Raw genomic sequence first — 12,668 nt, 5'->3', positions numbered from 1 at the left:
GTTTTAACTCGGGGGGAATGGCGATCCATGTGCTTTCTTCAATCCCTTTAAGCGCGCATTCGCCCTTTGCACAGCGGCCATTTTTTCGGGCCGCTTCATGCGCTTCCACTTTCTGATGTCTTCCTTATTCCGCCCGCAGCTCACACACAGATCACCACTGAGTTGGCAAACCGAGATACAAGGATTCTCGATTTCTTTTGCCATGGTCAGTCCCCCTTAGCTTTATGTAGTTGAGCCACGCGACGTTTCCAGTCGCCTATGTGCGTGCGTTGGCACTCTTGCTCCGAGTCAAAGCGGACATTGCGGTCTGAAACAGGCAGGTCAAGATTGGCCTCTTTCAAGGCGATCGCCGTCAACTCAAAGATGCGGGCCTTCGCGTCAATCTCGGCCCGCTTCCTGTCAGCCAGGGTTTCGAACACCCAGATGACCTTCAGGGTTTCAGCCAACGCACTTAGGTCAGCGGTGTGAGTGAGCCAAATAAACCCCTTTATCTCGTCCTTTGCTGTTTCGCACGCGTCGGTGAGCGTGACGATCAACTGGCGCTCGATCCGAGCCAGTTCACGTTTACCGGGCGGCATCGGTGTGTCCTATAGAGGTTGTGCTGGACAGGCGCTGAGTCATGTCTGCCGGAACTCGACGGTCAGGTGGCTGACTTCGTGAACTGTTTTGAGACGCTCACGAATGCTCTCGGCGTTCACAGTGGCTTCACCTAGAACGCTGACGATCGCCGCGCACGCTTGAGGTCCCACCCTCCAAACGTGCAAGTCTGTAATGGTAGCGCCACCAGGTTTCTCAACGAGTTCGCGGATTTCCTCGGCAACGTGCGCGTCGGTCTGATCGAGCAACACGCCCGCAGTTACCCCCATCAAGGTCCAGGCCCAACGCGCGATAACGATAGCGCCGACGATACCCATGACCGGGTCGAGCCACACCCAACCCAGATATCGACCGGCAAGCAAGGCAGCGATGGCCAGAATCGACGTCAGCGCGTCTGCAACGACGTGGACATAGGCGGACCTCAAGTTGTTGTCGTTTCCGTTGTAGGCATGAGGGTGATCGTGGTCGTGCCCATGTCCATGTCCATGCCCATGCCCATGCCCATGACCCAGCAGCAGGGCACTGACAATGTTGACGAGCAAACCGACAACGGCGATGAGGGTCGCGGTGCCAAACTGAACCGGTGTTGGCTGCAACAAACGCATGAACGATTCAACGCCAATGCCCAACGAAATCATGCCAAGAATCAGCGCCGAGGCGAACCCGCCCAAGTCTCCAACCTTTCCTGTACCGAAACTGTAGCGCTGGCTGGTAGCGTGGCGTTTTGCGTATCCGTAAGCGGCCGCCGCGATGCCCAATGCGCCGGCATGGGTTGCCATGTGGAAGCCATCGGCCAGTAACGCCATCGAACCCGTGATATAGCCGGCGGTGATCTCCCCGATCATCATTACCACCGTGAGTGCTACAACCCAAAGCGTACGCTTGGCATTCTCATCGTGCGCTGAGCCTAGAAACACGTGGTCGTGTGTGTAATCGATGTCGGTCCTGCTCATACGTGTTTACCTGGATGCATTCACTTGGAGTACCGGCGGATAGCTTCAAGAAGCTCTTCGACGCCCTTGTTACGCTCTTCTTCGCTGAGCGCGGGGTTCGCGACATGTGCTCGTGCGTGATCCTCGATGATCTCCTCCATCAGCCCGTTGATGGCACCCCGAGTGGCCGCAACAAGATGTAGTGTCTTGGCGCAGTCGAAGTCCGATTCCAATGCTCGTTCAACAGCTTGAATTTGCCCGGCAATACGTTTTACACGTTTAAGAAGATCGTCTTTGTGTGATGCGATATGACCCACGCTATACCCCCCCTACCTATATAGGGTCGCATGATAGGCCTCCCCCCTATACCTATGCAAGGTTCGCGGGAGGACAGATCAAAGCCGTTGACGAAACGAGAGGCATACAAAATCGTTGGATCAAGCGAGAGAGCCGCAATGTTGCCGTTAGCCGACCTTTACCGACGAGAACAATAGGGCGCACTCCTGGAAACCGTTCAAATGGTAGCGAGCTAATTAGCAGCCGAGTGGTCAAGTCCCGTAAAACTTCTCGAAATCTGCGCTCACGGCTTTGATTAGATAATCGTTGACCTTGCCATGGTGTCAACGTCGATGCTGTCGCTGCGGGGAAAAGACACCGCTCAGCACGAGGGTAATTCACATGGTCGTCTTAGATGTATCAGGCATTGGTTGCGGCAGCTGCGTCGGCAAAATCACCAGAGCGATCCAGGCACTGGACGACAACGCTACGGTCTCCGTCGATCGATCAACCGGTAAGGTGAGTGTTGAAAGTAGCGAAAACGCTGAACAGCTCCGTAAAGCTGTGGAGGCTGTTGGTTTTCCTTCCAAGATCAGCCATTGAATGGAGACGCCTGCTCCTGAGTAGAGCGTCGTCTGATGGTGAATACCTTTGAATCCGAAAGTACCTGAGCCGCTGTATCGGCCAAAGTTGGCTCGCATGCGCCTATGCTGCTAGTCACCGCGCAGAGCTTTGAGCAAACCCTTGAATGCTCCATTTAGCCGAGTAAAAGCGGCATCGAAACGTATCGCGTTTTCCGTGTATTTCGCGACCTCGACCTGCTGATCGACAGTATTTTGGTCCAAGGCAGGCTGAGCCGGCGTGCTGTAAAGCAAGTCGCGCCCGTATATAGCCACCGCCGATTCTTTCTTAAGAAAATGCTTTGCGTTTGTTGTTTTCAAAGAAAACGCAGTGGTAGCAGGTTCTTTGGTTTGGCTGGCGAGCACAGTAGAAAAATCCAAGTCTTGGGCTTTGAAGTTCGGAGTGTCAGCGTTCGCGATATTGTTACTTAAGATCTCAGCTCTTTGGCCACGATAAACTAACGCTCTTTCTGCGGAGCCTAATGCTTTCTCAAAATTAATACTCACAATTAATCACCCTCGGTGGCATTACTATCTTCTTTGATCATTGAACACCCAGCTGTTGCAGCAGAGCATTCAAGTCTCCTATTAATTTTAATGCAGAGACCTAGAACATCGCCTCCGTGAGAATTAATGGAACCCAAAGCAATGATTACACTTCAATCTTATATTCAATAAAAGTCGCGCAATGCGAAAAGATGGAGACCATACGTATTAAATAGCGTGTACTTCAAGAAAAATATTCCAAACTGACACAACTGTAATATTGGCCTAAGCTTCCTGACAGGGGGTGTCTCTTATAGTCCAACTGAGTCTTTTGCTCACCCCCAAAGAGTCCAATCCATGATGTGATTCAGAGGGGATATTTTCACACATCTGAGGTAGCCCATATGAACACCATCAAAACCTTGTTCGTCGTCGCAGCGCTGACTGTTTCCACTCTGGCCATGGCTGAAGGCGGTGGTGACCGGACTTTCGCACGTATGGAAGTGGCCAGGACGAATTCGATGGAATCGTACCAGGTAGCTCAAACGCAGAGCGCTCAACCGCCTGTCGCTGAAAGCAAAGCCAAAGCGATGGACCATAAAAACTGCTGAACGATCAGGCACGCGGCCAAGCTGACAGAAATGTAATCACGAAGGTGGTTTAGATGTGGCAATTTCTGAGCTCGCTTGCAATGAAAAATTCGTCTTTTTTTCGGTACGCGAAGCTCATCTTGCCAACTCACGGGTTGATTTGAACGGCTCCCTTTTGACTGATTGGAAATAAACGGCATGCATTCCAAAACCTCTAGACGGACATTCGTTAAAGGCCTGGCCGCCGGCGGCATCCTTGGCGGCCTTGGTCTGTGGCGCACTCCTGTATGGGCAGTGACCAGTCCCGGCCTGCCGAGCGTCCTCACCGGCAACGAATTTGATCTGTTTATTGGTGAAACGCCGGTAAACATCACTGGCTCGCCGCGCACAGCCATGACCATCAATGGCTCGTTGCCGGGGCCTTTGCTGCGTTGGCGCGAAGGGGAGACGGTCACTCTGCGCGTGAAGAACCGTCTGGATCAAGACACCTCCATCCACTGGCACGGCATTATTTTGCCTGCCAACATGGATGGCGTACCGGGTTTGAGCTTCCACGGCATCGCGCCCGACGGCATGTACGAATACAAGTTCAAGGTGCATCAAAACGGCACGTACTGGTACCACAGCCATTCTGGGTTGCAAGAGCAGGCAGGTGTTTACGGGCCAATAGTCATCGATTCGAAAGAGCCTGAGCCGTTTCAATACAATCGCGACTATGTGGTGATGCTGACTGACTGGACCGATGAGGATCCTGGGCGCGTCATGGCCAAACTCAAGAAACAATCGGACTACTACAACCACCACAAACGTACCGTGGGCGACTTCATCGACGACGTCAGCAAGCAAGGTTGGTCTGCTGCCGTCGCCGACCGGAAAATGTGGGCCGAAATGAAAATGAACCCAACTGATCTGGCAGACGTCAGCGGGGATACCTACACCTACCTCATGAATGGCCAAGCGCCGAACGGCAACTGGACCGGTATTTTTAAGCCTGGCGAGAAGCTACGCCTGCGCTTTATCAATGGCTCAGCGATGAGCTATTTCGATGTTCGCATTCCTGGTTTGAAAATGACCGTGGTGGCGGCCGACGGCCAATATGTCCAACCAGTCAGTGTCGATGAATTCCGAATCGCCGTGGCAGAAACCTATGATGTGATTGTTGAGCCTGCCACCGAGGAGGCTTACACAATCTTTGCCCAGTCCATGGATAGAACCGGCTATGCGCGGGGGACCTTGGCAGTTCGTGAAGGACTGAAAACACCGGTACCGGCGATCGATCCGCGTCCGCTGTTGACCATGGATGACATGGGCATGGGCGGTATGGCTGGCATGGACCATGGCAGCATGGCTGGCATGGGCGGCGGCGATATGAAACAGGGTGACATGTCAGGTATGGCTGGCATGGATCACAGCAAGATGCAGGGAATGGACCAAGGTGACATGACCGGGATGACCGGCATGGGCAGCGGTGACATGACCAACATGGCCGGCATGGACCATAGCAAGATGGCAGGGATGGACAAAGGTGACATGTCCAACATGGCCGGCATGGACCACAGCAAGATGGCGGGGATGGACAAAGGCGACATGTCCGACATGGCCGGCATGGACCACAGCCAGATGGCAGGGATGGGCGGTATGGGAGGCGAGATGCAATCTCACCCAGCGTCCGAAACCAACAACCCGTTGGTTGACATGCAGGCCATGAACCCAACGCCAAAACTGAACGATCCAGGTATCGGTTTGCGGAACAACGGTCGACGGGTGCTCACTTACTCAGATCTGAAGAGCACTTTCCAGGACCCTGATGGCCGAGAGCCCAATCGCACCATTGAGCTGCATCTGACCGGTCACATGGAAAAGTTTTCCTGGTCCTTCAACGGCATCAAATTTTCTGATGCTGAGCCCCTTCGTCTCAAGTACGGGGAGCGTCTTCGCATCACCTTGGTAAACGACACCATGATGACGCACCCCATCCACCTTCATGGAATGTGGAGCGACCTTGAAGATGAAAACGGCAAGTTCATGGTACGTAAGCACACAATCGACATGCCACCGGGTACCAAGCGCAGCTATCGAGTAACCGCCGATGCTTTAGGTCGCTGGGCCTATCACTGCCACCTGCTTTTCCATATGGAAATGGGCATGTTCCGTGAAGTACGGGTTGATGAGTAAAGGAGACGATCTGTGAGCACACACCTAAATCGTAAATCGCTGATCGGTTGCCTCTTTGCTTTTGGCCTGATGGGTGGATTCTCCTGCGTAGCATTGGCAGTCGAAGAACGTGGTGATCCTTCACCTGCTACTTCTGCGGATGCGCCGAACAAGACTGCGACCACGTCAAACGAGGCAACGCCGAATCACGCGACGATACCTCATACCAAGATGCGCCATGAGTCGATGGATCATGACCATGAAAACAAGAAGGCGGATTGAGATCATGACCAAGAATTTTTTACGCCCAACGTTGATGGTATTGGCAGTTTCTACGAGTCCTGTCTTCTTTGCCGTGGCTCACGCCGCTGAAGAGATGGATCACTCGAAGATGAACCATGGCTCCATGGGAGCGATGGACCATAGCAACATGGGGGCTATGGACCACAGCAAGATGAAAATGGACGACGGTCAAATGACCGGCATGGAAAGTATGGATGAAGGGACGACGACAACCAGTCGAACCCCTGTCCCCGTACTTACCGATGCTGACCGTGCAGCCGCCTTTCCAGATGTCGCTGGTCATGGTGTCCACGACAAAACAATCAACTCTTTCATGCTGCTGGATAAGTTTGAATACCAGGATGCTGACAACGGTAGTGCGTTGGCTTGGGATGCGAAAGGATGGATCGGCGGTGACATTGATCGACTGTGGTTGCGCTCGGAAGGCGAACGTACCAATGGCGTGACGGAAAGTGCTGAATTATCCGCGCTCTGGGGGCACTCCATCGGACCGTGGTGGGACGTCGTCACCGGTGTACGACAGGATTTCAAACCAGGGTCTCCTCAAACCTGGGCCGCACTCGGCATTCAGGGCATGGCCCTCTACAACTTCGAGGCCGAAGCGACTGCCTACATCGGTGAGAACGGTCAATCGGCTGCTCGACTGGAAGGCGATTACGACATTCTGCTGACGAATCGATTGATCTTGCAGCCGACGGCCGAGGTCAATTTTTATGGGAAGAATGACCCTCAGCGCGGCATCGGGTCCGGATTAGCCAACACCGAAGTGGGGCTCCGATTGCGTTATGAGATTGTCCGCCAATTTGCCCCTTATATCGGGGTGAGTTGGAGCCGTTCCTATGGCAATACGGCAGACTTTGCACGTGAGGAAGGTGAAGATGCCAGCGAGGCACGCTTTGTCGCCGGTATCCGGATGTGGTTCTGAGAACCGGGCATGAAGATTACACTGAAGGCACTGATAGCTGCTGGTCTGGCCACCGTAGCAGCGGCTGCCGGCGTGGTATATTTCGGCGTGATCAATGTCGGGGCGGATGATCCCCACTCTGCCCCTGTCTACGCGCTACTTTCTATTGCTCGGGATCGCTCGATCGAAGTGCGCTCGCGCGACATTCAGGTCCCCGACCTGAGCCAAGAAGCCCTCATCCGTGAAGGTGCTGGCAACTACAACTCGATGTGTGTCGGTTGCCATTTGGCTCCGGGCCTTACAGGCACCGAACTGAGTAACAGCCTTTACCCCGCACCTCCGAACCTTTCAAAACTGGGCGTCGATGGGCACCCAGCCGCAGCTTTTTGGATCATCAAGCACGGCATCAAATCCACCGGCATGCCCGCGTGGGGCAAAAGCATGGCCGATCCGTACATATAGGGGATGGTCGCATTTCTCCAGCAGCTTCCGTCACTTGATACAGAGCAATACAAAGCCCTGATCACGAGTAGCGGTGGCCATCAACACGGTGGTGGCGAAAGCGTGATGCACAACCATGAGGGTCAACATGGAACGACCCAGGGGCAAAGTGGCGCAGGTGCTGCCAACCAAAGGGCGGAAGTCCGCGCTAATGATGACGAGAAAAACACGGCACATGCCCATGGCCCCTCCGCAGCGCCGTCTGCAAAGGAGCCTGCGGACCACGCCGATCATAAGGGTAGGGAAGCTTCAGATGACGCGGCCCCGACTCCAACCGTACAGCCCAAATCACATACACATACTGATGGGAAGGAACATACCCATGCGAAATAATTCTCTTCGTCGCAGACGGGCACTTCGTCTCGCTGCTCTCGTGGCTCTGTTCATCAGTTCAGCCAGTCACGCAGCAGAGCCATTGACGATCGATGTACATCGCGACGCTAATTGCGGATGCTGCAAGAAATGGGTCCAGCACCTTGAAGCCAGCGGCTTTACCGTCGTTGATCACGTGGAAACCAACATGAGCGCGATCAAGCGCGGTCTCGGGATTTCTCCTGAGCTCTCGTCCTGTCACACAGCAACCATCAACGGAAAGTTTGTTGAAGGTCACGTGCCCGCCGAGCAAATCATTGCGATGAGCAAACGTGATGACCTGCTCGGGATTGCCGTTCCAGGCATGCCGGCCGGCTCCCCAGGAATGGAAGTGGACGGGAAACATGACGCGTATAACGTAATCGGCTTGTCAAAGGCAGGCACAGACCACGTCGTTGCTGAATACCCCGAAAACTGATCTTCTAATCTCACTCCTGCATGGTGAAGGTCATGGCCGTGCAGAGGACATAGCTCATTTCGAACGTAAAAAAGGCGCCACTAGGGCGCCTAAACCACCTCCCAAACCAAAGGAAAAACAAGGAGGCGGGATGTATCAGGTGGTCGAGCAATTGTTTACTGTACGTTAGAAACACTTCAACTGACGGACATGATTTCATAAAATGGATAACTTCAGCCTTTCCTGAAAATTACTTCTACGTCAGCGAGCAGTAAGCTAGTTTCGGACAAAGGAGAATTATGCAGTTCTTAAATAATTTTCATTGTCTAGCTTCCATGGGGGCAGTTGTCGGCCATGACCTTATATTCCACGGTGTTAAGCTTGCCCGTAGAGTCTTCATAGGTCATGCGCGAAGGAGCAACCCCACAGGTTTTATTGGCTTGCGTGACACTGACGACCTTGTGGATATCGAGGTTCATACCATATTCATAATGAACAACTTCAGGAGGAGTCTTGCCGTTCCTTGAGGCATATTGCTCCATTGCTTGTTGGTTCTCTTGCATCATTCGACCATACACGCGGTCACCGCCACCTTCAGCCATGGCTAATGAAGATAAGGTCAAAATCGAAGCGGCGCAAAACGCTTTCACTGCTGTCATTGCTTTCATGATTTTCTCCTAAAGCTCAATTTACTGAGTTAAAGAGTAACAAGTGAAAGCTTTCAGAAAGCTGCCGCGAAGGTTACTAATGTGAAAGGTGGACGCTACCCCGCATTTACGCTTTCAAGCCAGATGGGATTTTTGTTAACACCAAAGGTTGGCAGACGCTGACGGAACAAAGATGCCCTCAAAAGCTTATTTGAACCGGTGGTCCCTCCCAATTCCTCGATACGCCGGTAGACCTGAGCAGGGCCTCCGCGTCGACCCCGGTTCTTGCCAGGCTTTCCAGATCCCACTCGAAGAAACTGCAAAAAACCAGGAAAACCTTGCTTGATACCGCTGAGGTCAATCTTACCGTCGAGTAATTCACGGGGAGCTTCATCCTGATGAGTTCAGAGACAGTCCACACCAAAGTTCTTAGACGAAAATGCCATACTGACTCCTGATGAATCTTGATCTGTTGATAAGTAAGAGGGAACCTCTGCTTGCGTAGATCCAGCTCATGAGGTAACGAACCTGGGAGCAGCGATTGCAAATTCCGAATGTTCACTCTCTTCGGATCTTTCGTAACTTTATACAGCTCATCTACGCCCGCTTCGATAAGGGCTGCATAGGCGTCGTCTCTTGAGTCGACGGACTTTTCGACCTTAACTGTAGCTTTTTTAGGGGCATGGAGTTTTGCCATTAACCATGCGTTATCATTTTCTAGAATCCATTGCGTAGGTTTGTACGCCTTCTTCCAGAGGTACTCGATATTGGCATCGGTACGTAGCGCTAAAAGCAACTCGATTTTTTGGCGATATCTAGTTTTTTGACTAAGACGCGATTCTTCGACTTTGGGCGCTCGCGGAGAAACAGCGGCACTCAGCAGAATAGACTCATTCTTCAGAGCCTCTTCAAAGCCATCTGCACTGGAAAACAAATGAAGAGCAATGATCAAATGCCGCGCGAGCGGCATATTTAGCTGACCTTTATCTGATTTGAGCCGGATCCATTGCTCATGCTTTCCGGTGTTGTAGGCTGGATCAATCTGCGCCAAAAGCTCATCGCCGTAAGCGCTTTGGATGCTGTCGAATAGTTTTGCGATACCCGCATTTTTTCCGAAAATGAATCCGCGTTTCTTGCATTGGCGGACGTAGCACGAACTTAATACCGTACTGCCTATCGGAGGGATATTGCGTTGCAGGATATCGTGTGCGAACAGAGCGACTTTCTGTTCCATCTTTGACCCCTTGTGTATTGCTGCGCTGTTTAACGGGCTCCAGCCGCATGCGCATGGCTCAGTCAGATTGGGAAGCAGCTTCAATTTACGGTAGAACGGGCGAGAGCACTCGGGGCAGGCATGGATCAATGCGTCGCCATGACGCCAACAGACGGCAACACCGGGTATCTGGTGAGATCGATGCCAGTAGGCAGAACCCCGCTCAATCAAATCTTCCTGAACGCAGGTAGGACAAAGCTTAGCCTTGCCATGGGTGGACTCTTCTCTGCGGGGCACCCGTACCACCCCGTCATAACCCAGCGGTCCTTCGTTGTTCTCCGGCCCCTGCTTAACCCCAAGAAACGGCCGGTAAGCAGGAAAAGTAGTATTGCTACTGATCAGCTCTGCGAGATTGCTCTCCGATTGCCCCGGCAGCCTGTGTGCGAGCCTCTCGATCTGCTTGGGTACGATGCCACCAATGCAAAAGGGTTTCGATGCGAACAAATCGCGGTAGGTTTCTGTCGCGGTTCTATTGCCTGACAGATAGTGATAGCGGGTGACACGAGAGTGCAGCATTTCATCCGGCATCGACACGGGAAAAAATAATAGATCAGACATCATTTACCAATTAAAGGTAGGGGTCGAAGAGAACGTGCATCCGGGGGCAGTATATATGCAACCCGTAAAATTCTGTATCCGGTCTGGATTTGGAAATGACACAGCCGCTCAACTTTGAATCGTAGTAAATTCATCTAAACCCCGCCGCGCCCGTACTCCTTGAAATACAGAACACGTATCGATAACCCGTGTAGGTCAGCCAATGGCGATTGCAAAACTATTTCGGGTGATCGCGGGTTAGTACGTTTTAGATGATGATTGTGATGATCCAGCGTATGCCGACGCTATTCTGGTGGGTGCAAATTTTCATTAACAGAAAAACAATGTGTTCACGGTGAATTGATTTAGAACTTTTTTAGATGGAGAGAATGCCCGGCTGGATTACAGCAGGGGCCGAATGCTCGCGACTCTGTAGAGCGAAGAACGTGATATAGGCATGCCCTCCGAGAACAATTGGCGTCTAGCCCATTGCAGACGCCTATCGTGAAAGCCTTCGATTGGTTCACATACTTTTTCGAGCATTGCTGCACAGAGAGGAAGCTTGCAGAGCTGCTTTTCGAAGCGAGAAAGAACATGAAGCTCCCGACCAATCCTGGTACGCGAAATGCGGACAGGCTTACCCGCAAGAGCATAAAGCGTGTCGGCACACTGACGGACTTCGCCGGACAGTCTCGCATCGAGGGCAGCGAACATTTCGGCGCTATTCAGACGGGGCGTACGATGGGGGCTTGGGTTTGCAGTTGACTCCGAAAGCCACTGTCTGTCGTGACGATACAGCCACGCATACCCCCTGCATGCATGTGCTTTGTACAATCGATAATCAGCCTCGAAAGCCGCGCGTCTTGCGCATAGCTCAATGTGAAATCGCGCCTCCCTCCAAGCATCTTGCCCGCCGGGTACATTTCGGATGTGACGATAGACATACGCTGATGAAACGCCTAGAACGACAGCGATCTTTTTGGCATCAGCTCCTTCAAGAGCATGTTCCCACACAGCGGCTGACGAACAGTCCAGGCCTTCACCTGGCATCACCTGAGAAAGGCGCGCGTGAAGCCGAATGTGAGCTTTCGGATCACATGCCACCGCCTGTTTCACAGGGCATTGACCATGCAGCAAGCTCACCATTTCAACGCCCAGAGCACCGGCCAATAAGATGTATTTGAGCGGATGGTGAGAGGTTATAGGCGTACGAAGCAGCTTCGTGACCCATGAGGCGGGTGTACCTGCACGAACATCTCCGAGTATAGAAAATTCCCATTCTCGCGGGAGTGTGGCAAAAAAATCGGCCATGTGCTGCGCCAGCATGTGCAGGTGCAAGCGATGGTTATCAGAAGCAAGGTTGAGCTGCGTTGCCCTTTGTAAAAGCGTGTAGCGCACCGCCTCCGCCGACAAAGCAGTGACTTCAGACTCGAGGACCTGAAGTGAGCGCAACGCTATTTCGTGAAGCGGTGGCATGCACCGCAACGGGGTGTCGAGATGTACCGTGTGTGCTTGCACATTCTCATCACTCGGCAGATTAAGTTGTCGAGAGCTGCGGCTTAACCAGCGAGGATCAAGGATCCTGAGTGACGTACCGTGATGCGGACATACCAGCACGCCTGGAAGCATGTGGACCCTGTGCCAGTAAGCAACTCCCCGTTGAGCCTGATCTTGGGCAATACATTCTGGGCATAACCGCACTCGGGAGGCGAATCCAATACGGCTCGCGTTGACGCCCAGCTTTAACATCAAGCCTTTCCCATCAGCGGTCATCAGTGTCCGAGCGTGTTCAACCTGGCTCATCCTCAAAAACGGCGCATAGTAGGGTAATAATGTGTGGCGCATGAGGACCTCGGCTACCGATAGCTCAGTACCGCTGGGTAGCGCATCGACAAAATCCCCTAAATGACTCGGGAATGCCACATTTTGCGAAAAAGCTGCCGCCGATTTCAGTCCGGCAAATGCTGCTTGGCAATTACGAACACCGCAAAGACGGGCATAACGAGAAATCACGCTGTGCAGCGTCTCGTCGGGAAACGCGGCGGGGAAGAAATGGAGTTTAAGTTGCACTTCACCCCC

At 52.8% G+C, this 12,668-nt stretch carries 14 protein-coding genes and 1 pseudogene; 7 read left to right on the top strand and 8 right to left on the bottom strand.

The window, feature by feature from the left end:
* Positions 1 to 3 precede the first annotated feature (3 nt).
* The 4 genes from EJA70_RS09160 to EJA70_RS09145 are packed head-to-tail and all read right to left on the bottom strand — an operon-like array spanning position 4 to position 1,846.
* The gene (locus tag EJA70_RS09160; protein WP_019816980.1) at positions 4 to 204 is read right to left on the bottom strand and encodes a DUF1289 domain-containing protein; all 201 of its coding nucleotides are present in this window, start codon (positions 202 to 204) and stop codon (positions 4 to 6) included.
* A gap of 2 nt (positions 205 to 206) precedes the next feature.
* Complete coding sequence (locus tag EJA70_RS09155; RefSeq protein ID WP_045061253.1) at positions 207 to 578, bottom strand: hypothetical protein; 372 nt, start codon at positions 576 to 578, stop codon at positions 207 to 209.
* A gap of 39 nt (positions 579 to 617) precedes the next feature.
* Complete coding sequence (gene dmeF / locus EJA70_RS09150; RefSeq protein WP_158830532.1) at positions 618 to 1,550, bottom strand: CDF family Co(II)/Ni(II) efflux transporter DmeF; 933 nt, start codon at positions 1,548 to 1,550, stop codon at positions 618 to 620.
* A gap of 20 nt (positions 1,551 to 1,570) precedes the next feature.
* Positions 1,571 to 1,846, bottom strand: coding sequence for a metal/formaldehyde-sensitive transcriptional repressor (locus EJA70_RS09145; RefSeq protein WP_019816892.1), 276 nt, complete (start codon positions 1,844 to 1,846; stop codon positions 1,571 to 1,573).
* 361 nt (positions 1,847 to 2,207) lie between these two features.
* Here EJA70_RS09145 and EJA70_RS09140 point away from each other — a divergent pair, with 361 nt between their 5' ends.
* Positions 2,208 to 2,408, top strand: a complete 201-nt coding sequence (locus tag EJA70_RS09140; RefSeq protein WP_019816893.1) for a heavy-metal-associated domain-containing protein — start codon at positions 2,208 to 2,210, stop codon at positions 2,406 to 2,408.
* Positions 2,409 to 2,518: 110 nt separating this feature from the next.
* Here EJA70_RS09140 and flgB read toward each other — a convergent pair whose 3' ends face one another.
* The gene (gene flgB / locus EJA70_RS09135; protein WP_019816894.1) at positions 2,519 to 2,932 is read right to left on the bottom strand and encodes a flagellar basal body rod protein FlgB; all 414 of its coding nucleotides are present in this window, start codon (positions 2,930 to 2,932) and stop codon (positions 2,519 to 2,521) included.
* A 383-nt stretch (positions 2,933 to 3,315) separates the two neighbouring features.
* On the opposite strand from flgB, the gene EJA70_RS09130 reads away from it, so the two are divergent.
* From EJA70_RS09130 to EJA70_RS09105, 6 genes and pseudogenes are all read left to right on the top strand, one after another.
* Positions 3,316 to 3,522, top strand: coding sequence for a co-regulatory protein PtrA N-terminal domain-containing protein (locus EJA70_RS09130; protein ID WP_019816895.1), 207 nt, complete (start codon positions 3,316 to 3,318; stop codon positions 3,520 to 3,522).
* A 177-nt stretch (positions 3,523 to 3,699) separates the two neighbouring features.
* Positions 3,700 to 5,676, top strand: a complete 1,977-nt coding sequence (locus EJA70_RS09125; protein WP_158830531.1) for a copper resistance system multicopper oxidase — start codon at positions 3,700 to 3,702, stop codon at positions 5,674 to 5,676.
* A 12-nt stretch (positions 5,677 to 5,688) separates the two neighbouring features.
* Positions 5,689 to 5,937 (top strand): hypothetical protein, encoded by a 249-nt coding sequence (locus EJA70_RS09120; RefSeq protein WP_131670796.1) that lies wholly within the window; start codon positions 5,689 to 5,691, stop codon positions 5,935 to 5,937.
* On the top strand, positions 5,909 to 6,883 hold the full coding sequence (locus EJA70_RS09115) for a copper resistance protein B (RefSeq protein WP_019816897.1): 975 nt from the start codon (positions 5,909 to 5,911) through the stop codon (positions 6,881 to 6,883). Before EJA70_RS09120 ends, EJA70_RS09115 begins: the two co-directional genes overlap by 29 nt.
* 9 nt (positions 6,884 to 6,892) lie before the next feature.
* Positions 6,893 to 7,696, top strand: a pseudogene (locus EJA70_RS09110) (cytochrome c).
* A complete protein-coding gene (locus EJA70_RS09105) occupies positions 7,686 to 8,153 on the top strand; it encodes a DUF411 domain-containing protein (RefSeq protein WP_032872163.1) in 468 nt (155 codons plus the stop codon). Before EJA70_RS09110 ends, EJA70_RS09105 begins: the two are co-directional and overlap by 11 nt.
* 305 nt (positions 8,154 to 8,458) lie before the next feature.
* Here the strand turns inward: EJA70_RS09105 and EJA70_RS09100 are convergent, their stop codons facing one another.
* The 3 genes from EJA70_RS09100 to EJA70_RS09090 all read right to left on the bottom strand — a co-directional run bounded on the left by EJA70_RS09100 (position 8,459) and on the right by EJA70_RS09090 (position 12,659).
* A complete protein-coding gene (locus tag EJA70_RS09100) occupies positions 8,459 to 8,791 on the bottom strand; it encodes a DUF2790 domain-containing protein (protein WP_032872197.1) in 333 nt (110 codons plus the stop codon).
* Positions 8,792 to 8,978: 187 nt separating this feature from the next.
* Positions 8,979 to 10,610 carry a TniQ family protein gene (locus tag EJA70_RS09095; RefSeq protein WP_243753519.1) on the bottom strand — a complete coding sequence of 544 codons (1,632 nt, stop codon included), beginning with the start codon at positions 10,608 to 10,610 and terminating at the stop codon, positions 8,979 to 8,981.
* A 381-nt stretch (positions 10,611 to 10,991) separates the two neighbouring features.
* Entirely contained in the window at positions 10,992 to 12,659 is a 1,668-nt protein-coding gene (locus EJA70_RS09090) for a TnsD family Tn7-like transposition protein (RefSeq protein WP_158830529.1), read from the bottom strand.
* Positions 12,660 to 12,668 lie beyond the last annotated feature (9 nt).

The organism is Pseudomonas sp. PB103 (genome assembly GCF_009764635.1).
Taxonomy (GTDB): Bacteria; Pseudomonadota; Gammaproteobacteria; order Pseudomonadales; family Pseudomonadaceae; genus Aquipseudomonas.
This window is presented reverse-complemented; position numbering and strand designations above follow the sequence as displayed.